This window comes from Nocardioides pacificus, from assembly GCF_054775955.1.
Map to the genome: position 1 here is coordinate 21,764 of NZ_BAAHCI010000002.1, position 20,473 is coordinate 42,236.

The window sequence follows — 20,473 nt, forward strand, 5'->3', positions numbered from 1 at the left end:
AGGGTTCAGGCGATCAGGAAGTTGAAGAGGTAGCCGACGGCGATGATCGAGGACCCGACGACGGCGATGTAGATGGCCAGCAGCGGCACCTTGAGCACCCGGCGGAGCAGGATCATCTCGGGCAGGGACAGCGCGACGACCGCCATCATGAAGGCGAGCAGCGTCCCCATCGGGAGGCCCTTGTCATAGAGCGCCTCCACCAGCGGCAGGATCCCGGCCGCGTTCGAATAGAGCGGGATGCCGACCAGCACCGCGACCAGGACGCCGAACGCGTCGCCCGGCCCCGCATAGCGGGTGAAGAAGTCCTCCGGCGCCCAGCCGTGGATCACCGCGCCGACCCCGATCCCGACGAGCAGGTAGGGCCAGATCTTGCGCAGGATCGTGCCGACCTCCTCGACCCCCATCTGCACCCGCTGCTCGAAGCGGAGTCCGGCAGTCGAGTCGATGACCTCGCCACCCAGCTTGGTCTCGAAGACGAACGGCTCGACGAAGCGCTCGAGGTGCAGGCGTCCGAGGATCCACCCGGCGCCGATCGCGATCGAGAGCCCCGCGCCGACGTACATCAGCGTGACCTCCCAGCCGAACAGCGTCAGCAGCAGGCCGATCGCGATCTCGTTGACCAGCGGGCTGGCGATCAGGAAGCTCAGCGTGACCCCGAGCGGGACGCCGGCGGCGACGAAGCCGATGAACGCGGGTACGGCGCTGCAGGAGCAGAACGGCGTGGCGACGCCGAGCCCGGCCGCCATCACGTTGCCGACGCCCTCGCGCCGCCCGCCGAGCAGGGCCCGCGTGCGCTCGATGCTCATGTAGGAGCGCAGCACCGTGATCACGAAGATGATCCCCGAGAGCAGCAGCGCGATCTTGACGGTGTCGTAGAAGAAGAAGTGCAGCCCCTCGGTCAGCCGCGCGTGCGGGTCCATGCCGAGCAGGTCGTGGAAGACGAGGTCCCAGAGTCGCTCGTTGACCCAGTACGCCGCGACCCACAGGCCCGCCGCCGCCAGCAGCGTCAGGGACCGTCCTCGCGTGGAGGCCGGCAGGTGCGCGACGACGCTCATGACCCGGTCGCGCTCCCCACCACGGGCAGCGCCGCGTCCAGCCGCGCGAACGCATCCTCGGCCAGCGTGTAGTCCACCCACCGCCCCCGCCGGCTCGCGGTGACCAGGCCGGCCTCGCGCAGCACCTTGAGGTGATAGCTCAGCAGGTTCGGCGCCACCGGCACCCGGTCCTGCAGGTCGCACACGCACGCCGTACCCCGCTCTTCCAGGCGGCGCAGCACCGTCCAGCGCACCGGGTCGGCGACGGCCGAGAGCAGCGCGAGCGACTCCTCCATGTGCGTGGCGTCGCGGGCGGTGATCAGGTCAACGGCGTTCGAACCAGCCATGCTTCGACCGTACGGCGAGCGCGGCCGCGGCGGCAGGGCTGAAGGTCCCCACAGTTCAAGCGGGCTTGATCTGACCGAGTGCTCAGTCGCGTGCACGAGCCAGCGGGACCACCGACGCCACCACGAGGGCGAGCATCGCCAGGACCAGCAACAGGCTGTCGGTGTACATGCAGACCACGGCCGCCAGCAGCTGCACCCCGACCGCGCAGCCCAGCGCGGTGCCCCTCTGCCACGGGAGCGCCAGTCGCGACCGGAGATCCGGGGCGAACATGGCGGTGAGCTCAGGGGCGTCGTGGACCAACTCTTGCTCGATCCGCTCGAGCGCTCGGCGGTCCTTCTTGCTTAGTGTCATTTCCTTTCCCCTCTGCCGCTCCGAGAGGCGGCGACATGGAGGTCGTACGAGCAGGCCTATTTCGACGATCTCCCCGCCGATCCCCGCTGGCAACAGGCTGGCGCGGTGACCTGCGCCACTGCTCGGCACGGGCGGATGCAGCGTCTTGCATTTACCTTGAGGATTTCGTGAGGTGCAGCGGTGGGGAGGCTTGAGATCAGCGGAGCAGAGTAGTGCTCACACCGAGAGAACGACCGGCTCACGAAGCCAGGTCACCCAAGCAAAGGAACCCAGTCATGAAGCTCGCAGCCTCCAAGGCCACCACCGCCAAGATCCTCGCGTCGGTCGTGCTCGTCGGCGGAGCGGCCAGCGTCGCCGGGCTGGGCACCTTCGGTGCGTTCACGTCGACGACCACGGCTCAGCAGTCTGTCGGCTCGGGCACGGTGACGCTCGACATGACCCAGCCGACCACCCAGGGCCTCGGAGTGGCGGCGACCGGCATGGTCCCCGGAGACCGGATCGAGCGCGCAGTGACCCTGACCCGCAGCGGCAGCGAGCTGTTCGGCACCGTCTCCCTCACCACCGCTTCGGTCGCCACCCCGACCCCGTCGATCCTGACCACTAACACCACGATGGGCCTTCAACTCGCGGTCGACTCCTGTGACAAGGCTTGGACCGTTGCCGCAGACAAGTCGCTCACCTGCTCGGGCATCACCACGAGCGTGCTGGCGTCCAGCCCGGTCGTGGCGGCCAACCGCCCCCTCGGCAGCGTCACAACCGCCCTGAACAACGAGGCGATCAAGGTCGCCAACCTTCGGGTGACCCTGGCACTGCCCACCGCCGCGGACGACACCTTCCAGGGCAAGAGCGACTCCATTAGCTTCAAGTTCGACGCTACCCAGCGCGCTGGCAAGGCACTCTGACCAGCCGGCGGGCCCGTCCCCCGTGGGGGGAGGACGGTCCCGCCGCCCGCATGACCCGCACCACCGACCAGCCAGCCGACCACGACACCTGACAAGGAGCCCGCCATGACGAACGTCATCCAGTTCCCCGGCACCCGGGCTCACACCGTGGTCGCCCCGTCGCACCGCGCGGCGCCCACCCGGTCCCCGCTGTCGATGGTCGGCACGGTCCTGCGCAAGCTCGGCAAGCTGACGATCAACCTGCTGCTCGTGCTCTGCCTGGTCGCTTTCCTCGGGCTCGCGGTCGGCCCCCACCTGTTCGGCTACCGCACCATCACCATGCTGACCGGCAGCATGGCGCCGATGATCAACCCCGGTGACGTCGTCATCTCCGTCCCGCACCCCGCGGAGAGCGTCGAGGTCGGCGACGTCATCACCTACCAGATCCCCGTCGAGGACAACCGGATCGAGACCCACCGGATCACGAAGGTCATCGAGAAGAAGGACGGGAGCATCGCGATCAAGACCAAGGGTGACGCCAACAACGGCGTCGACCCCTGGACCGCGATCCTCCAGGACGACGTCGTCTGGAAGACGGAGTACGTCGTGCCCGGTCTCGGCAAGGTCATCCGCGCCATGCGCACCCCCATCATCCAGGATGTTGTGTTCTGGGGCGCCCTCGGCGCTCTCATCCTCCTGGGACTCATCCTGATCTGGAAGCCCGCCAAGGCGGACGACGAGGAGAACGACATGCTGGTCGCCGACCACCCGAACGCCCTGGACGACGCGGCGCTCACCAAGTTGGCGATCGACGTCGACGACGAGGCCTTCGTCTCGATCTTCGCGCACCGCTACCAGGAGATGCTGCCCCAGCGCCTCGACAAGATCACCGCCGCGCTCGCCGCGGACGACCTGGACGGCGCCCTCGAGGCATCGCTCAGCCTCAAGGTCTCCTCGAGCACCGTCGGCACCCGCGAACTGCAGGGCCTGGCCGAGGTCATCGAGCTCAACGTCCGCCGCCACGACGTCGCCGCGGCCCGCGCCGCCGCCGAGGGTCTCCCGCAGGCCGTGGCCCGTGCCGACGAGGCGCTCGCGACGTACATCTCGGAGCACCGCAGCGCCTGACGCAGGCCGCACCACCAGTTCCCGCACGAAGACCGGGCCAGCACGCACCACGCTGGCCCGGTCTTCGCGTCTGGGTCTGCGTGTCAACTCTCCCGGCGTCGAGCGCGTCCCAAGAGACAATCAGGGAGGGGCACGATGGCGAGCAGAGGCTGTAACGCGATCGGGATCGTCACGCTGCTGGCGCTGATGACCGCGTGCGCCGACGACCGGGACCGCACCGCGATCGCCGAGTCGTCGCTCCCGGCGCCTCCCGTCGAGGAGGGGATCCGCGTGGCCGTTCCCTCCCACTGCGGCGTGCTCGGCGTGAGGGTCGAGGGAGAGCTGTGGCTCGCCCATCCCCGTTTGGGAGACCACAATCCGCCTCCGGGCTGGGACGAGAACGAGACGACAGGGGTCCTGCTGAGGACTGGTCCCGGACGGGCTGTCTTCACCGGCGACGGCGGCCAGCGAGCAACGTTCGAACGCGCCCCTCGCGGCGCCCCCGACCCCAACGCCGGCTGCGAATGACCCCCCGAGCCGGTCTTGAGGTTACTGGGCGTCTTGCATTTACCTTGAGGGTTTCGTGCACCTGAGCCACCGCTCCACTTGAGATCCGTGCAGCAGAGTTCTGGTTATAAGAGATCGACCAGCCGAGAAGCCGCTGGTCCCCACGAAAAGGAACCAGTCCCATGCTGAAGACCACCGCCTCCAAGTCCACCACCATCAAGGTCCTCGCCTCCACCGTGCTCGTCGGCGGCGCGGTTGCCGTGGCGGGCCTCGGCACGTTCGGTGCGTTCACGTCGACCACGACGGCTCAGCAGGACGTCGCAGCCGGCACGATCACCCTGACCCTGAACGGCAAGACCGCGGCCACCCCCATCCCGCTCGACGGCATGGTGCCCGGTGACCACTTCCAGCGCGCGTTCAATCTGGCCCGCGGTGCAGGGGACGAGCTCTTCGGCTCCCTCACCATCGACTCCAACGTGACCGGCGACGCCGGCCTCGTCGGGGCGTTCGACGCGGTGCTGAAGACGTGCGACGCACCGTGGGTGCCTTCGGCGACCGCCAGCAAGGACCTGACCTGCGCATCTGGAGAGCGGGAGCTCGCTAACGTGACGGACGTCGCCCAGGACCTCCCCCTCCCCGCCGGCATTCTGGACAGCACCCTGAACGGCACCAGCCGCCAGCTCAACCTCGCCGCGTTCTACACGTTCACCGACCAGGGCGAGATCACCGACAATGCCCTGAAGGGCAAGAAGGCGACGATCGACTACACCTTCACCGCGACGCAGCGCGGCGGCACCGCCCGCTGACCAAGCACTCAAACACCGACGAGCCCGGCCCCCTCACGGAGGCCGGGCTCGTCGTACGTCGTGATCAGTCCGCGGTCTCCATGCGATAGCCGACCCCACGCACCGTGCGGACGAAACGTGACTTGCCCCGCGCCTCGCCGAGCTTGCGACGCAGGTTGCCCATGTGGACCTCGACCAGGTGCGTCTCGCTCGTCCAGACGTCGCCCCACACCTCGCGCAGCAGTGCTTCGCGCGACCACACGCGTGCCGGCGAGCGCATCAGCGTGGCCAGCAGGCCGAACTCCGTCGGCGTCAGCGCCAGTTCCTCGTCGTCACGCAGGGCGCGGTGTCCGTCGACGTCGAGCGTGAGCGTGCCGTGCCGCAGGACCTCGTGCCCCTCGGGGAGCCGCTCGCTCACCACGACGGGATGCGACGCGACCTCCGCGACGACAGGCGCGGTCTCCGGCGGCTCGGTCGCGAGCGGCGAGCCGGGCCCGCGGCGCGGGCGGCGGAACATCGCGTTGACCCGAGCCTTGAGCTCGCGGACGCTGAACGGCTTCGCCAGGTAGTCGTCTGCGCCGGTCTCCAGACCGATCAGGCGGTCGATCTCGTCGCTGAGCGCGGTGACCATGATGATGTAGGCGTCGGTGATGGTCCGGATGCGCCGGCAGGCCTCGACCCCGTCGATGCCGGGCAGGCCGACGTCGAGGGTGATCAGGTCCGGGTCGAGGTCTCGGACGGTGTCCACACCGGTCAGACCGTCGCCGACGATGGTCACGTCGAAGCCTTGCGAGACGAGCGCGAACTCGACGAGGGCCGCGATGTCCGCGTCGTCCTCGATGACGACAGCCCGCCGTTGCTCCGTAGCCACTGTTGCCATGGCCCCGATGATGCCATCGATCTTGCTGAATCCTTGAGGTTGCGTAAAGAATCGCTTGAAGTCTGCGCGCGATACTTGTCTCATGAGCCGCTTCGACACCGCCCGCCGAGGGATCTCCCTCGTGCTCGCTGTGTTGTGCCTGCTCGTCGTGCCGGAGCTGGCGTCGGCGAAGTTCCAGGGTCAGGCCACGGCGACGCAGTCGGTGGGGACGCTTGAGTTGGCCAAGCCGACCAGCGTCGAGGGTAGTTTCCGCTGCACGAACCTCTTCGTGGTGTGGGAGGTCGTTGACGTCAACACCACCAAGGTCACCCATGCCAATCCGACCCGGCTGGCCTACACGTACAAGTACGAGCTGCTCCGCGGCGACAAGGTAGAGCGGACCCTGGAGTCGGCCTCTCCGACTGTGCACCTCCAGGACTCCATGGGCCTGGGCTGGAGTACCACCACCTGGACGGTCCGCGTCTACGTTAAACACGGCAGCTGGACGAGCCGCGAGCCGTGGGAGAAGAGCTTCACCTGCAAGAGCGGTTTCGATCAGGGCCCTCTCTGAACCCCTCGCCCTCCGGGCAGCGGCTGTCAGCCGCCCGGCCGCCCGACCGCGATGAAGATGCGCCGACTCGGCTGTGTAATTGCGCCGACTCGACGAAGGGCCCGGGGGATGACTCCCCTGGGCCCTTCGTCGTACTGCCTCTGCCTCCAGCCGAGCAGCGCCTACCCCAGCCTCAGCCGAACCGACCCGAGATGTACGCCTCCGTCGACGGGTCGTCCGGGTTGGAGAAGACCTTCTTGGTGGAGTTGAACTCCACCAGGTGCCCCGGCTCACCGGTCGCCTTGAGGTTGAAGAAGCCGGTGTCGTCGGAGACGCGGGCGGCCTGCTGCATGTTGTGGGTGACGATCACGATCGTGTAGTCGCTCTTGAGGTCGTGGATCAGGTCCTCGATGGCGGACGTGGAGATCGGGTCGAGCGCCGAGCAGGGCTCGTCCATCAGCAGCACCTGCGGCTCGACGGCGATGGCGCGGGCGATGCACAGCCGCTGCTGCTGACCGCCGGAGAGGCCGCCGCCGGGCTTGTTGAGACGGTCCTTGACCTCGGTCCACAGGTTGGCGCCGCGCAGGGACTTCTCGACGATCGAGTCGGCCTCGGACTTCTTCATCCGGCGCGCGTTGAGGCGGTTGCCGGCGAGGACGTTCTCATAGATCGACATCGTCGGGAACGGGTTGGGTCGCTGGAAGACCATGCCGATCTGGCGGCGTACGGCGACCGGGTCGACGCCGGGGTCGTAGAGGGACTGGCCGTCGACGACGACCTTGCCCTCGACGCGCGCCCCCGGGATCACCTCGTGCATGCGGTTCAGCGACCGCAGGAAGGTCGACTTGCCGCAGCCCGAGGGGCCGATGAAGGCCGTCACGGAGCGGGCGGGGATGGTCATCGTGACACCTTGGACGGCGAGGAAGTCGCCGTAGTAGATGTCGAGGTCGGAGACGTCGATGCTCTTGGCCATGTCAGGGTTCTCTTTCGGAAAGCGTGGGGGGTCAGCGGCCGGACTTGGGGGCGAACCGGGAGCCGATGAAGCGGGCGATCAGATTGAGACCCATCACGATCGCGATGAGGACCAGCGCCGCGCCCCAAGCCCGCTCCCGGCCGAACTCCGGCGGGATCCCGGGCTGCATGTAGGAGTAGTAGATGAAGACCGGCAGCGTCGCCATCCGCTCGCTGAAGGCGTCGAAGTTCACCGAGTCGGTCTTCCCGGCGATGATCAGCAGCGGCGCGGTCTCGCCGGCGACCCGAGCCACCGCCAGCATGACACCGGTGATGATGCCGCCGATCGACGTCGGCAGGACGACCTTGGTGATCGTGCGCCACTTGGGCACCCCCAGTGCTAGGGAGGCCTCGCGCAGCTCGTCCGGGACCAGCTTGAGCATCTCCTCGGTGGCGCGCACGACGATCGGGACCATCAGCACCGACAGCGCGACCGAGCCACCGAAGCCCATCCGCACCCCGGGCCCGAAGATGATCACGAACAGCGCGTAGGCGAAGAGCCCGGCGACGATCGAAGGGATGCCGGTCATCACGTCGACGAGGAACGTGATGATCCGCGCCGGCCGACTCCCCGCGCCGTACTCCACGAGGTAGATCGCGGCGAGGACGCCTACCGGCACCGAGATGAGCGTGGCCCACCCGGTGATGATAAGCGTGCCGACGATGGCGTGGTAGATGCCGCCGCCCTCGCCGATCACGTTGCGCATCGAGTAGGTGAAGAACTCCGCCGACAGCACCGGCAGACCGTTGGAGAGCACCTGCCACAACAGCGTGACGAGCGGGATCAGCGCCACCACGAAGGCGCCCCACACCAGGCTGGTCGCGAAGCGGTCGGTGGCACGACGCTTCCCCTCGACGGCGCCCGACCAGACCGGGAGCGCCACCACGAAGACGACGGCGGCCACGAAGGCGATCGCGACCGGCCCCCAGCCGAGGAGCAGTGCCAGCAGGCCGGCGACGGCCAGCGACAGGACGGCCACGAGGCCCGGGGCCCAGCGCGGGAGCTGGGGGTGGACCAGCGCCACGGAGCTACGCGAGGTGGGGGCCTTGGCGGTGTCGACGACGCTCATGTCAGCGAGCTCCCTTGGTCTGTCCGCGGGCGCCGATCCAGCGGCCGGCGAAGTTGACGGCGAAGGTGACCACGAAGAGCACCAGCCCGCTGAAGATGAGGACGTTGACCTTCATCCCGGACGCCTCGGGGAACTGCAGCGCGATGTTGGCCGCGATCGTCGAGGGGTTGACCGAGGAGATCAGGTTGAATGTGACGACGCCGGTGGCGGAGAGCACCATCGCGACCGCCATCGTCTCGCCGAGCGCCCTGCCCAGTCCCAGCATGATCCCGGAGATGACCCCGGATCGGGAGTAGGGGAAGACCGTCAGCCGGATCATCTCCCACCGGGTGGCGCCCAGCGCGAGGGCTGCCTCCTGGTGCAGCACCGGCGTCTGCGAGAAGACCTCGCGGCAGATGGCGGTGATGATCGGCAGCGCCATGATCGCCAGCACCAGGCTGGCGGTGAGGATCGTGCGCCCCGTGCTCGACGGCGGCCCCTCGAACAGCGGCAGGAAGCCCAACTTGTCGTGCAGCCAGCCGTAGACCGGCACCAGGTGGCGGCCGAAGAACTCGATGCCCCAGAGGCCGTAGACGACAGACGGTACGGCGGCGAGCAGGTCGATCAGGTAGCCGATGGGCTTGGCCAGCCGGCGCGGCGCGAAGTGGGAGATGACCAGGGCGAGGCCGATCGACAGCGGTGCGGCGATCACCATCGCCAGCGTCGCCGCGAGCAGCGTCCCGAAGAGCAGCGGCCAGACGTAGACGAGGAGGTTGTCGTCGCCGAGCTGCTCGGGCGAGGCGGTCACCGCCGGCATGCCCTCGAGCACCAGGAAGATCCCGACTCCCGCGAGCGCCGCCAGGATCAGGAACGCCGCAGCGCTGGCCAGGCCGGAGAAGACGGCGTCACCGCGGCGCGACGACCCGGCGCCGTCCGCGAGCGCGGCGAACACCTCGTCGTCGGAGTCGCCCGATCCGACGGCTCGGCGAGGCCCACCGGGTGGGGTGTCGACAGAGGACACGGAGGAACTTCCTTCCAGATCTTGCGGTTGGTGCGGCTGATCCCTGACGCGGAACAAGGACCCGCGTCACCCGAGACCGGGTGACGGGGCCCTCGCTACGCGCGAACGCTGTTGTTCACAGGCTGTCGATCACTTGACGCTGATCGCCTCGACGATGCCGCGAGCCTCTTCGGCGAGCGTCGCGGACAGCGGCGCCGAGCCGGCACCGGCGTCGGGGTCCGCGGCGGCCTGCTGGCCCTCGTCGCTGATGATGTAGCTCAGGTAGCCCTTGACCAGGTCGGCGGTCTCCTGGTCGGCGTAGGTCTGGCAGGCCAGCAGGTACGACGTGAGGACGATCGGGTAGGTGTCGGCCTCCTCGGTCAGGTAGTCCAGGTCGAAGGCCATGTCGACCTCGGGGCGACCCTCGACGCGCGGGGACACCTCGAGGATCTTGGCCGCGGCCTCGGGGGTCGGGCCGACGAAGTCCTCGCCCACCTGCACGTTGGCCGTGCCGAGGTCGCCGGCCTGGCTGGCGTCGGCGTACCCGATGCTGTTCGCGCCGTTCGTGACGGCCGAGACGACGCCGGAGGTGCCGCTGGCGCCCTCACCGGCCTGGATCGGCCAGTCGCCGACCTCACCGTGCGGCCAAGCGTCCGGCGCCACGGTCCCGAGGTAGTTGGTGAAGTTCTCCGTCGTGCCCGACTCGTCGGAGCGGTGGACGGCCTGGATGGTCTCGTCCGGGAGCTCCACGCCCTCGTTGGTCGCCGCGATCGCCGGGTCGTTCCACTTCTTGATCTTGTCGTTGAAGATGCCCGCGATCACCTCGGGGCTGAGGTTGAGCTCGTCGACGCCCTCGAGGTTGTAGATCACCGCGATCGGGCTGACGTAGTTGGGGATCTCGATGGGGTCGCTGCCGCACTGCTCCTTGGCAGCGCTCAGCTCGCCCTCGTCGTCGCTGAGGTAGGAGTCGGAGCCAGCGAAGGGGTAGCCGCCCGAGGTGAACTGCTCGCGGCCACCGCCCGAGCCGATCGGGTCGTAGTTGACGGTGACGTCCGGGTTCGCCTCCTGGAAGCCGGCGCGCCACACGTTCTGCGCCGCCTCCTGCGAGCTGGCGCCGCCGCCGCTGAGGGTGCCCGAGAGGCTGGAGCCGCTGTCACCGCTGCCACCCGACGGGGAGTCCTCCTCGTTGGAGGCGCCGCAGGCGGAGACGGTGAGGGCCAGGACGGCAAGCCCGGGCACGAGCGCCCGGCGGAACGAAGTGATCGTCACTTCTCTACTCCTGAAGTCTGTGAAAACGCTGACGACCTGAAGGTAGGGAGCCGAGGTGTATGGATACGTCGGGGCGAGTGAACGAGGGGTGAACACGCCAAGCCCGTCCGGCCACGAAAGCAAAAGAACGAGACGGCCATCACATGAACGAGCCCCGGGAGGCTTGACGCGGCCCCCCGACCGGTCCACATTTCTGCCCCGCCACGACCTGGGAGTCGTGTGCCTGCTGACGCGCCCCGCCGCGCCCACGAGCACACAACCCGAGACCACCCTCAGAGCGAGGCGTGCAGCTCGGTCGCGACGACCTTGCCCTTGCGGTGGTGCACGACGAGCATCGCGCCGGGCTCCAGGCGTACGGCGGGCAGGCCGAGCGCGTCCCACACCAGCGGCAGCACCGGCCGGTGCGTGCACAGCACCGAGCCGGAGCCCTTCGGCTCGGTGCCCGCCAGCAGGTCCCCGACGACGGCGGCGACGCTCTCGGCGGTGGCGTCCTCCTCGCTGAGCACGTCGTACGACGCGGGCTCGACGCCGTGGGCCTCCGCGTAGGGCCGGACGGTCTCGGCGCACCGGACGCTGCTCGAGGTGACCACCCGCTGCACGCCGTACGCCGCGAGCACGGGCACCAGGGCGGCCGCCTGGGCGACGCCGGCCTCGGCCAGCGGGCGGAGCCGGTCGTCTGAGGTCCACTGCTTGCGCGAGGTCGCCTTGCCGTGGCGCAGCACGACGAGCGGGCGCGTCTCCTTGCGGACCGGCGCCGACTCACCCAGCGCCTCGCGCAGGGTGTCGCGGTCGAAGTCGTAGGTCAGCCGGTCCATCGCCTCGTCGTAGGAGACCCACTCGACCCGGTCGATCTCGTCGTTCACGGCATAGCCGCTGACGTCGTCGGCGCCGACGACGCGCGCAACCCAGTAGTGCACGGTCTTCATCCGCTCGCCCACCGGATAGCGCTGGGCCCGCAGCGGCGGGCCGAGGCGGACCGCGACGCCGGTCTCCTCCAGCACCTCGCGGACGGCGGCGGTCGTGCTGTGCTCGCCGGGGTCGAGGTGGCCCTTGGGGAAGGACCAGTCGTCGTAGCGCGGCCGGTGCACGAGCAGCACGTCGCGGCCACTGCGCGTGACCACTCCTCCGGCCGAGACGATCTCCAGGCTCATGCCGCTAGTCTCACACCACCCTCGACCTCGACAGGAGTCGCCCGTGCGTCCACTGCGCGCCGTCCGATCCCGGATGACCCGGCGCACGGGACTCGTGGCCCTCGCCGTCGTGGTCGTCCTGGCCCTGGTCGCCGGAGCCGTGGTCGCGCTCGGGTGGTGGCGCGAGTCGCAGCGCACCGAGCTCGAGCGGGCGGCTCGGATGGCCCCGGACTCGACGCTGCGCCTGTCGTGGACCGACTGGGCGGCGGTCCGCGCCGAGCTCGACGTGGACCTCGACGCCTCCGCGAGCGGCGTCCGGGTCGACGACTTCCTCGACGCCGGCTTCGAGCGCGACCTGACCTCCACCACCGCCCTGCAGGCCTCGGCCGCCACGATGCAGGAGAGGTTCGGCTTCTCCCCCGCGACGCTGGAGTGGGAGGCGTTCACCCAGTCCGAGGAGGGGGCGCTGGTCACGATGCGGCTGCCGGAGTCGACCGACTTCGACGAGCTCGCGGACACCCTGGCCGCGCTCGGCTACACCGCGCCGCAGGACGACGACGGCGTGTGGCGCGGCGGCTCGGCGGTCGTCACCCGGATCGGCGGGACGCTCAGCCCCGAGCTGCAGCACGTCGCGCTGCTCGCGGACGAGCGCCTGGTGCTGACCTCCGACACCGCGACCTACCTCGAGACCGCGCTCGCCGCCGTCGACGACGAGGACGCCGGGATGGAGGACGTCGAGGACGTGGTCGTCCCCTCCGGGGAGCCGCTCTCGGCGGTCGTCTACACCGGCGACCAGGCCTGCCGGTCGCTGGCGATGTCGCAGGCCGACCAGACCGACCAGAGCCAGGCCGACGAGCTGGTCCGCGCGGCAGGCGGGGTCCATCCCCTGACCGGCTTCGCGATGTCGATCCAGCCCGACGACACCGTGCGCGCCGTCCTCGCCCTGGAGGACGACGAGCGCGCCCGCTCCGACGCCGACAGCCGCGCCACCCTCGCGACCGGCCCCGCGCCGGGCCAGGGCGGGGACTTCGCCGACCGGTTCGCGCTCGCCTCCGCCACCGCCGAGGGCCGCAGTGTGATCCTCGACCTCGAGCCGGGCGAGGGCGAATACGTGCTCTCCGACCTCAGCTCCGGGCCGGTGCTCTTCGCGACCTGCTGAAGAGCCCTACTTGAACCGGCGCAGCCGCAGGCTGTTGGTCACCACGAACACCGACGACAGCGCCATCGCGGCGCCGGCCAGCATCGGGTTGAGCAGCCCGGAGGCCGCCAGCGGGATCGCCGCGACGTTGTAGGCGAACGCCCAGAACAGGTTGCCCTTGATCGTCGCGAGGGTACGACGCGCCAGCCGCACCGCGTCGGCCGCGACGCGCAGGTCGCCGCGCACCAGGGTCAGGTCGGAGGCCTGGATCGCCACGTCGGCGCCAGTGCCCATCGCGAGCCCGAGGTCGGCCTGGGCCAGCGCGGCGGCGTCGTTGACCCCGTCGCCGACCATCGCGACCACGCGGCCCTCGGCCTGCAGCCGCTTGACGACGTCGACCTTCTCCGCGGGCAGCACCTCGGCGATGACCTCGTCGATGCCGACCTCGGCCGCGATCGTGCGGGCGGCGCGCTCGTTGTCGCCGGTCAGCAGCACCGGTCGCAGCCCGAGCCCGCGCAGCCGGGTGACCGCCTCGACGGAGGTGGGCTTGATCGTGTCGGCGACGACGATGACGCCGCGCGCCCGACCGTCCCAGCCGACGGCGACGGCGGTCCGGCCCTGGGACTCGGCGCGCTCCATCGCTGCCACGAGGTCGTCGGGCAGGTGCTGGGACCACTCGGCCAGCAGCCGGGGGCGGCCCACCAGCACGGCGTGCCCGTCGACGACTCCCTGGACGCCGAGGCCCTCGATGTTGGCGAAGTCCTCGACCGGGGCGAGCTCGTCGCCCTCTGCTTCGGCGCCGGCCACGACCGCGCGGGCGACGGGGTGCTCGGACCCCTGCTCCAGGGCGGCCGCGAGGCGTCGTACCTCCGCCTCGGACTCGCCCGCCGCGGCGACGGTCTCGACCAGCGCCATCTTGCCGGTGGTCACGGTGCCGGTCTTGTCGAGCACGACGGTGTCGATGCGCTGGGTGGACTCCAGCACCTCGGGGCCCTTGATCAGGATGCCCAGCTGGGCGCCGCGGCCGGTGCCGACCATCAGCGCGGTCGGCGTGGCCAGCCCGAGCGCGCAGGGGCAGGCGATGATCAGCACGGAGACGGCCGCGGTGAACGCGGCGGTCGGGCCCTCGCCGAGGCCCAGCCAGAAGCCGAGCGTCGCGACGGCGAGCGTGATGACGACCGGGACGAAGATCCCCGAGACCCGGTCGGCGAGGCGCTGGACCTGGGTCTTGCCGTTCTGGGCGTCCTCGACCAGCCGCGCCATCTGGGCGAGCTGGGTGTCGGAGCCGACCCGGGTGGCGCGCACGACCAGGCGCCCGCCGGCGTTGACGGTCGCGCCGACCACGGCGTCGCCGGGCCCGACCTCGACCGGGACCGGCTCGCCGGTGAGCAGCGAGGCGTCGACCGCGGAGGTGCCGGACTCGACAGTGCCGTCGGTGGCGATCTTCTCGCCGGGACGCACCACGAAGCGGTCGCCGACGGTGAGCTGGTCGGCGGGGATCAGCTCCTCGCGCTCGCCGGGCCCGCTCCCGCGCAGGACCGCGACCTCCTTGGCGCCCAGCTCGAGCAGCGCGCGCAGCGCGGCGCCGGCCTGGCGCTTGGAGCGCTTCTCGAAGTAGCGCCCCGCCAGCAGGAACGTCGTGACACCGGCCGCGACCTCGAGGTAGATGTTGGCCAGCCCGTCCCCGCGCTCGACCGTGAACTGGAACGGGTGGGTCATCCCCGGCTCGCCGGCGCTCCCCCACAGCAGGGCGACCAACGACCAGCCGAACGCCGCGAGCACGCCGACCGACACCAGCGTGTCCATCGTCGAGCTGCCGTGGCGGGCGTTGGTCCAGGCCGCGCGGTGGAAGGGCCAGGCACCCCAGACGATGACCGGTGAGGCCAGCGTCAGCGAGATCCACTGCCAGTTGGTGAACTGCAGCGGCGGGATCATCGCCATCGCGATCACCGGCACGCTCAGCAGGGCCGAGACGGTCAGCCGCTGGCGCAGCGCGAGGACCTCGAGGTCGCCGGCGGAGGGGGCGTCGTCGCCCGGCGCGTCCCCCCGCTCCGACCTGGGCGGTCGGGGCAGGGCGGCGGAGTAGCCGGCCGCCTCCACCGTGGCCAGCAGCTCGTCGGTGCTGATCGTCGCGGGGAAGGTGACCTTGGCCTTCTCGGTCGCATAGTTGACGCTGGCGGTGACGCCCTCGAGCTTGTTGAGCTTGCGCTCGATCCGGTTGGCGCAGGACGCGCAGGTCATCCCGGAGATGGCCAGCTCGAGATCGGTGCTCCCCGCAGTGGACTCCGCTGTGGACTCCGGGGCGGTGGTCTCACTCATCGTGGGTCCCTCCCTCGTCGTGCTGGCCCTCGTCTTGCTGGTACGTCGTGTGCTGGCCCGGCTCCTCCGCGGGCTCGTCGAGCGGGCCGATCACCCGGCCGGCGCCGAAGGCCGCGCCGAACGCGACCACGAGTCCGGCCGCGAACGCCGCGACCCGCACCGACGTACTCATGCCAACGCGTAGCCGGCCTCTTCGACCGCGGACGCCACGGCGCTCGGGTCGACGGGGTCCTGGCTGGTGATCGTGAGCTGACCGGTCTCGAGGACCACGTCGACCTGCTCGACGCCGGGGATCTCCTGGACCTCCTCGGTCACGGAGGCGACGCAGTGGCCGCAGGTCATGCCGGTGACGGTGTAGGTGCTGGACTGGCTCATCGGGTTCTCCTTCAGGGATGGTCGGACGGGGCGAGCAGAGGGATCAGGACCGGACCAGGCGCGCGATGGCGTCGACGGCTTCCTTGACCTTCTCCTGCGCCTCGCGATCGCCGGCGCGTGCGGCGTCGACGACGCAGTGGTTCATGTGCTCCTCGAGCAGGCTGATCGAGACCGCGTGCAGGGCCCGGGTCATCGCGGAGATCTGGGTGAGGATGTCGATGCAGTACTTCTCCTCCTCGACCATCCGCTGGATGCCGCGTGCCTGCCCCTCGATGCGGCGCAGACGCTTGAGGTGGTCGTCCTTGTTCGGGACGTATCCATGCTGGTGCTCGGCCATGCCCCCCACCATACCCCCGAGGGGTATAAACCCAACCCCAAGCAGCCGACCCGTCAGAAAATGCAGCTGACCCGTCAGAAGCTTCTGACGGGTCAGCGAGAGTTGGGGACGGGTCAGCGAGTTTGTGACGGGTCGCTGAGAGTTGGGGACGGGTCGGCTGCGGGCGTCTCGGGCTCGGCCTGGGGCTCCTCGGGGGTGGCCACGCCGAGGATCTCGTCGATCTCCTCGGGCAGGAGGGGACCCTCGGCTTCGCTGGCCGCGATGATGAGGTTGGTGGTCAGCTCCACCTCACCGAGCAGGACGCCGTCCTCGAGCGTGACGTCGAACTGGTCGTGCACGCGGGACTCCTCGGGCAGGCTTCATGACAGGGACGCCCCCGTCGGGACCAGCGTGCCCCCTCAGCGGGCCTCAAAACCCGGTAATGCACGAAAAATGCCCCATCCGGTGGACTCCCGGAGACGGCAACGAGGCCCCACCCGAACGGGTGAGGCCTCGTCGTCAGTCGTTGGACAGGTGCTGTCCAGCGCGATCTGAGATCAGATGGCGCGAACGTTCTCCGCCTGGGGACCCTTGGGACCCTGGGTGACGTCGAACTCGACCTTCTGGTTCTCGTCGAGGGACTTGTAGCCCTGCGACTGAATCGCCGAGTAGTGCACGAAGACGTCGTCGCCGCCGTCCTCCTGCGCAATGAAGCCGAAACCCTTCTCGGCGTTGAACCACTTCACGGTGCCCTGAGCCATTGCTCAATACTCCTTAGTCGGGGCGAGAGCCTTCACTTCGAAGACCCACAAAAGATGCGGTGACACGTCGCTCCGACTACGCGAGTTGAGCCTCACGAAGCAGAAACGCCGTTGGATCACAAACTCCGCGGGCGTCAGCCGTTCTGGAACTTGCACCTGTTGCAGGACAAACAGTACCAATGACCGCCCCCGTGCAAACCATCCACGGCAGGAAAATTCTGCGAAACGTGGTGAAGGTTCTGCTACAGCCAGGTGTCGGGACGGGTTCAGGCCCCGACGCGGGCGCGCATCGGGAAGCTGATCACCGAGGCGAGGCGCTCAGTCGGCTCGGCATCGGCGATCACGTGCCGCGAGTCGTCGTAGGCGCGCCGCGCCGCGCCGACCCGTCCCAGCATGACGTCGGCGCGCATGACCGCTCGCCAGGCGCGCTCGGTGGACATGTCGACCCGGACCGCCCGGTGGGCGTAGTCCAGCGCCAGCTGGTGCTGGTCGGTGCTCGAAGCGGCCTCGGCGGCCAGCACGAGGGTCTCCGAGCGCAGGCGGCGGACGCGGTCGCGCTCGACGACCGCCCACGGAGCCAGCTCCTCGTAGGCGAAGAGCTCGCCCAGGTGCAGGGACTCCGAGTCCTGGGCGGCGGTGACGGCGGCCTTGAAGTCGCGGTGGCGGGTGTGCCGCTTCACGGCGCGGGCCCGACGCTCGTAGGCGAAGAGGTCGACCCAGGTGTCGACCAGTGACATGCCGGTCTCGACCGCGACCACGCAGACCGAGCCGACGGTCAGGTGCAGGTGGATGACGGCGTCGCGCAGGCTCGCGGCCGCCTGCGTGCCCGACTCGCCCCACAGCGTCGAGGCGACCTCGTCGGGCTCGAGCACGTTGCCGTGCCGGGTCGCGAGGAACCGCAGCAGCTCAGCGGCGCGAGGAGAGGTCCAGTCGGCGTCCTGGACCATGGACCCGTCGGCGCGCTCGACCGTGAACGTGCCCAGCACGGTGATCTTGACGACTCCGCTGCCCCACATGACCCCTCCAGGGTTTGCCCACGACGTGTCGGGCTCCCCTCCAGTAGACGCCCCATGCGGGCCGTGGTCGAGGGTTGTGGACGAACAGGTGGGGACCTGTGGCGAGAGTGTGGTTCGGGCGAGGACCGCCGGGTCGGGCGATCAGCGCTCGGCGATCAGCGCTAGACGGTCAGCGCTTGACGGTGATCCGCAGCGTGTCGCGTCCCGGCAGCGCGTAGGTCGAGCCCGACCACGTCACCACGACCACGTGCACCCCGGGGCGCAGGCCCTTGAGCACGAACGCGCGAGTGGCCTTGGTGGCTCCCGCGACGTTCGCCGCGCCCAGCTTCCGGCCCTTCTCGGTGAGCGTGACGGTGCCCTTGACCGGAGTGCCCGACCGGTCGCTGACGACGACGTTGACGCGAGCGGCCTTGCCGCGCCGTACGACGCCGGGCGCGGAGGCGGACACCGTGCTGGGCGCCTTGCCGACGGTGACCGGGGTGGTGCGCGCGGCGCCGTCGAGCCAGCCCGCGCGGGTGGCCGCGGTCGCGACGTGGATCCGCTTGCCCAGCTGGGCGGGGGCCAGCCGCAGGGACGACCCCGCCCCGAGCGTCGTCTCCCCCGCCACCCACGTTGGCTCGACCACCGCGAGCCCCGGCGTCCAGGACCCTTCCGTGACGCTCAGCGTCGAGCCGACGTGCGGGGCGCCGACGATCGCCGGGGCGAGCGAGCTGGTGACCGTGCCGAGAACCAGGCGCTGCGCCCCCAGATCGAGGGCGTCGATCTGCCCGGCGAGGACGGTGACCAGGCTGGCGCGCTCCTGGTCCGGCACGCGCTCGGCAAGGTCGCTGAAGGCGACGCGGTAGGTGCCTGGGGCCAGCCGGAGCTCGTAGCGGCCGCCGTAGGTGAGCGCCGAGGCGGCCGGCACGGTCGACCCCACGGGGGTCGCCGCGACCTTGACGTTCTCCCAGGGGGTCCCGCCGGGACCGGTGACGGAGCCGAGTACGACGTGGTCGGCCGCCGCCATCGCGATCGCGGCCGGGGCCGGACCGTCGACGGCAGGAACGACGGCCGTGGCCGGCGCCGCGACGAGTGCTGCGATCGCAGCGCTGAACAGGAGGAAGGCTGCGGGGCGGCGCTGAGGCATCATCGGAAGGCGTCCTGGGTCTGGCTGTGACAGGTCAGCGTCAAGCCTAGGAATGCCGCCAGCCGCTGTCGGGGTTCAGGCGCCCCGGTCGGGTCCTGCGGCGGCCTGCTCGACGACCCACGCGGCGGTCTCGCCGATCGGGCGGCCCCGCTTGCGGGACAGCTCCACCAGACGGTCGTAGGCGTCCGCGATCGCGATGCTCTCCTGGAAGGCCAGGACGCCCTTGGCCTGTTCGATGCGGGAGCGCCCGGCCAGCACGGAGCGGATCCGCGCGGACAGCTCGTCGACGCTGAGGTCCAGGGAGCGCACCAGCAGCAGCGAGATCACGTCTGCGAACGCCTGACCGAGCTCGTCGGCGACCTCCGCCCTCTCGGACGAGCGGAACACGTTGAGCCCTCCGAGGACCCGGCCCTGCCACATCACGGGGAAGGCAGCCACGGCGTCGAACCCGGCATCGACAACGGCCCGACCCACCTCCCCCCAGCGCTCGACGAGCGCGTCGGCCGGGCCGAGCGCAAGCGCCTCCCCCGCGTGGATGACGTCCCGACACGGGCCGCGGTCGGCTTGGGCCTGGTAGAGCTCCAGCTCCTCGACGCGGTGCGACGTCGCGGCGAGCAGCTCCAGCTCGCCTCCGTCCGCGACGACCATCACGCCGGCGGCGTCGGCGTCGAGCACCTCGAGGCAGCCGCTGAGCAGGCGCGCCAGGGTGTCGTGTGCATCGCGCTGCTCAACCACCGCGTGGGTGGCCTCCGCGAAGACCTGAACCGCCGTACGAGCCGTCATGGTGTCTCATCCCCTCGGAAGTCCGCGTTGCTGCTGAAGTCCTGACGCCGCTCGAGGATCTCCTCGGCCACCTCGTCCATCCCCAGTCCGTGGCTGAACGCGAACGCCCGCATCAGCGCGATCGCGTCATCGGGCGCGATGGCGAGCTGGGCGACCACCATCCCGGTCGCCTGGTGCACCCGGTCGCGGGCGCTCCATCGCGCCACCGCATCGTCGGCGTCGGCGGACTGGTGAAGGATCGCCGCCCCCACCGTGTCCGCGAGCGTGTACACAGCCCTGCCGGACGGCGATCGTCGCGCCGGCCCTCGACTGTGGACCGTGATCACCCCCAGAACGGTCGTCTGAGTGCGCATGGGAAAGGCGTCGACGACCAGTTCGCCCAACTGCTCGCTGACGGCCTGATCCAGCATCGGCCACCGACCTCCACCGCCGTTCCCCAGGTGGGCGCGGACGTGCTCCCCGGAGGCGCAGGCTTCCGGTCCGGGGCCCTCGCCCAGCACGTCCTGGAGGTCCTCCAGGCGGTCGGCCGTGGCATCGGTGACGCAGACCGTGGTCCGCTGCGGGTCGTTGTAGGCAACGGTGATGGCGCCGCCGTCCGCCCCGAGGATCTGCACGAAGGCTCCGCACAGGCGCAGCGCGAGCGGCCTACCGCTCCGGTCCTGGGCGAGGGTGTGCGCGAGCAGGGAGAAGAGGTCGGCACGTGATCGCGCGCGCGTCGGGTCAGCAACGTCGCCCTCGTCCTCTCCTGGGTCCACCCCTCC

25 protein-coding genes are annotated in these 20,473 nt (G+C 70.1%); 6 read left to right on the top strand and 19 right to left on the bottom strand.

The genetic code is table 11. From position 1 onward, the window contains the following. Positions 1-5 precede the first annotated feature (5 nt). The 3 genes from ACYU7L_RS00225 to ACYU7L_RS00235 form a co-directional block, all read right to left on the bottom strand. The gene (locus ACYU7L_RS00225) at positions 6-1,055 is read right to left on the bottom strand and encodes a permease (protein ID WP_460793123.1); all 1,050 of its coding nucleotides are present in this window, start codon (positions 1,053-1,055) and stop codon (positions 6-8) included. After that, positions 1,052-1,381 (bottom strand): ArsR/SmtB family transcription factor, encoded by a 330-nt coding sequence (locus ACYU7L_RS00230; RefSeq protein WP_460793124.1) that lies wholly within the window; start codon positions 1,379-1,381, stop codon positions 1,052-1,054. The genes ACYU7L_RS00225 and ACYU7L_RS00230 overlap by 4 nt, the downstream gene beginning before the upstream one ends. An 82-nt stretch (positions 1,382-1,463) precedes the next feature. Continuing rightward, positions 1,464-1,733 (bottom strand): DUF3040 domain-containing protein, encoded by a 270-nt coding sequence (locus tag ACYU7L_RS00235; RefSeq protein WP_460793126.1) that lies wholly within the window; start codon positions 1,731-1,733, stop codon positions 1,464-1,466. 275 nt (positions 1,734-2,008) lie between these two features. Here ACYU7L_RS00235 and ACYU7L_RS00240 point away from each other — a divergent pair, with 275 nt between their 5' ends. The 4 genes from ACYU7L_RS00240 (at position 2,009) to ACYU7L_RS00255 (ending at position 5,031) form a co-directional block, all read left to right on the top strand. After that, positions 2,009-2,635: a TasA family protein gene (locus tag ACYU7L_RS00240; protein ID WP_460793127.1), complete on the top strand. Its 627-nt coding sequence runs from the start codon at positions 2,009-2,011 to the stop codon at positions 2,633-2,635. A 105-nt stretch (positions 2,636-2,740) separates the two neighbouring features. Then, complete coding sequence (locus ACYU7L_RS00245) at positions 2,741-3,739, top strand: signal peptidase I (RefSeq protein ID WP_460793128.1); 999 nt, start codon at positions 2,741-2,743, stop codon at positions 3,737-3,739. A 135-nt stretch (positions 3,740-3,874) separates the two neighbouring features. Continuing rightward, a complete protein-coding gene (locus tag ACYU7L_RS00250; protein WP_460793130.1) occupies positions 3,875-4,246 on the top strand; it encodes a hypothetical protein in 372 nt (123 codons plus the stop codon). A gap of 161 nt (positions 4,247-4,407) precedes the next feature. After that, positions 4,408-5,031 (top strand): TasA family protein, encoded by a 624-nt coding sequence (locus ACYU7L_RS00255; protein ID WP_460793131.1) that lies wholly within the window; start codon positions 4,408-4,410, stop codon positions 5,029-5,031. Positions 5,032-5,095: 64 nt separating this feature from the next. Here the strand turns inward: ACYU7L_RS00255 and ACYU7L_RS00260 are convergent, their stop codons facing one another. Next, positions 5,096-5,890 (bottom strand): winged helix-turn-helix domain-containing protein, encoded by a 795-nt coding sequence (locus ACYU7L_RS00260; protein WP_460793132.1) that lies wholly within the window; start codon positions 5,888-5,890, stop codon positions 5,096-5,098. A gap of 82 nt (positions 5,891-5,972) precedes the next feature. On the opposite strand from ACYU7L_RS00260, the gene ACYU7L_RS00265 reads away from it, so the two are divergent. Then, on the top strand, positions 5,973-6,440 hold the full coding sequence (locus tag ACYU7L_RS00265; protein WP_460793133.1) for a hypothetical protein: 468 nt from the start codon (positions 5,973-5,975) through the stop codon (positions 6,438-6,440). 172 nt (positions 6,441-6,612) lie between these two features. Here the strand turns inward: ACYU7L_RS00265 and pstB are convergent, their stop codons facing one another. From pstB to ACYU7L_RS00290, 5 genes are all read right to left on the bottom strand, one after another. Further along, positions 6,613-7,392, bottom strand: coding sequence for a phosphate ABC transporter ATP-binding protein PstB (gene pstB / locus ACYU7L_RS00270; RefSeq protein WP_460793134.1), 780 nt, complete (start codon positions 7,390-7,392; stop codon positions 6,613-6,615). Between the two features lie 31 nt (positions 7,393-7,423). Next, positions 7,424-8,500, bottom strand: coding sequence for a phosphate ABC transporter permease PstA (gene pstA, locus ACYU7L_RS00275; RefSeq protein WP_460793136.1), 1,077 nt, complete (start codon positions 8,498-8,500; stop codon positions 7,424-7,426). A gap of 1 nt (position 8,501) precedes the next feature. Beyond that, positions 8,502-9,500: a phosphate ABC transporter permease subunit PstC gene (gene pstC / locus ACYU7L_RS00280; RefSeq protein ID WP_460793138.1), complete on the bottom strand. Its 999-nt coding sequence runs from the start codon at positions 9,498-9,500 to the stop codon at positions 8,502-8,504. A gap of 129 nt (positions 9,501-9,629) precedes the next feature. After that, the gene (pstS, locus tag ACYU7L_RS00285; protein ID WP_460793139.1) at positions 9,630-10,748 is read right to left on the bottom strand and encodes a phosphate ABC transporter substrate-binding protein PstS; all 1,119 of its coding nucleotides are present in this window, start codon (positions 10,746-10,748) and stop codon (positions 9,630-9,632) included. Positions 10,749-11,020: 272 nt separating this feature from the next. Further along, positions 11,021-11,899, bottom strand: coding sequence for an NUDIX domain-containing protein (locus ACYU7L_RS00290; protein WP_460793140.1), 879 nt, complete (start codon positions 11,897-11,899; stop codon positions 11,021-11,023). Between the two features lie 43 nt (positions 11,900-11,942). Here ACYU7L_RS00290 and ACYU7L_RS00295 point away from each other — a divergent pair, with 43 nt between their 5' ends. Beyond that, complete coding sequence (locus tag ACYU7L_RS00295) at positions 11,943-13,037, top strand: hypothetical protein (RefSeq protein WP_460793141.1); 1,095 nt, start codon at positions 11,943-11,945, stop codon at positions 13,035-13,037. Positions 13,038-13,043: 6 nt separating this feature from the next. Here the strand turns inward: ACYU7L_RS00295 and ACYU7L_RS00300 are convergent, their stop codons facing one another. The 10 genes from ACYU7L_RS00300 to ACYU7L_RS00345 form a co-directional block, all read right to left on the bottom strand. Next, positions 13,044-15,335 (bottom strand): heavy metal translocating P-type ATPase, encoded by a 2,292-nt coding sequence (locus ACYU7L_RS00300; protein WP_460793142.1) that lies wholly within the window; start codon positions 15,333-15,335, stop codon positions 13,044-13,046. Further along, a complete protein-coding gene (locus tag ACYU7L_RS00305; RefSeq protein ID WP_460793143.1) occupies positions 15,328-15,507 on the bottom strand; it encodes a hypothetical protein in 180 nt (59 codons plus the stop codon). The genes ACYU7L_RS00300 and ACYU7L_RS00305 overlap by 8 nt, the downstream gene beginning before the upstream one ends. Beyond that, positions 15,504-15,710 (bottom strand): heavy-metal-associated domain-containing protein, encoded by a 207-nt coding sequence (locus ACYU7L_RS00310; RefSeq protein ID WP_460793144.1) that lies wholly within the window; start codon positions 15,708-15,710, stop codon positions 15,504-15,506. The genes ACYU7L_RS00305 and ACYU7L_RS00310 overlap by 4 nt, the downstream gene beginning before the upstream one ends. Positions 15,711-15,753: 43 nt before the next feature. Beyond that, positions 15,754-16,047 (bottom strand): metal-sensitive transcriptional regulator, encoded by a 294-nt coding sequence (locus tag ACYU7L_RS00315; RefSeq protein ID WP_460793145.1) that lies wholly within the window; start codon positions 16,045-16,047, stop codon positions 15,754-15,756. 113 nt (positions 16,048-16,160) lie between these two features. Further along, positions 16,161-16,385 (bottom strand): hypothetical protein, encoded by a 225-nt coding sequence (locus ACYU7L_RS00320; protein ID WP_460793146.1) that lies wholly within the window; start codon positions 16,383-16,385, stop codon positions 16,161-16,163. Between the two features lie 198 nt (positions 16,386-16,583). After that, complete coding sequence (gene cspE, locus ACYU7L_RS00325) at positions 16,584-16,787, bottom strand: transcription antiterminator/RNA stability regulator CspE (RefSeq protein WP_028636594.1); 204 nt, start codon at positions 16,785-16,787, stop codon at positions 16,584-16,586. A 266-nt stretch (positions 16,788-17,053) separates the two neighbouring features. After that, the gene (locus ACYU7L_RS00330; protein ID WP_460793147.1) at positions 17,054-17,803 is read right to left on the bottom strand and encodes an AfsR/SARP family transcriptional regulator; all 750 of its coding nucleotides are present in this window, start codon (positions 17,801-17,803) and stop codon (positions 17,054-17,056) included. A 169-nt stretch (positions 17,804-17,972) separates the two neighbouring features. Further along, positions 17,973-18,932: a hypothetical protein gene (locus ACYU7L_RS00335; RefSeq protein WP_460793148.1), complete on the bottom strand. Its 960-nt coding sequence runs from the start codon at positions 18,930-18,932 to the stop codon at positions 17,973-17,975. A gap of 72 nt (positions 18,933-19,004) precedes the next feature. Next, entirely contained in the window at positions 19,005-19,712 is a 708-nt protein-coding gene (locus ACYU7L_RS00340; RefSeq protein ID WP_460793149.1) for a GAF and ANTAR domain-containing protein, read from the bottom strand. Further along, positions 19,709-20,467, bottom strand: coding sequence for an ANTAR domain-containing protein (locus ACYU7L_RS00345; protein WP_460793150.1), 759 nt, complete (start codon positions 20,465-20,467; stop codon positions 19,709-19,711). The genes ACYU7L_RS00340 and ACYU7L_RS00345 overlap by 4 nt, the downstream gene beginning before the upstream one ends. Positions 20,468-20,473 lie beyond the last annotated feature (6 nt).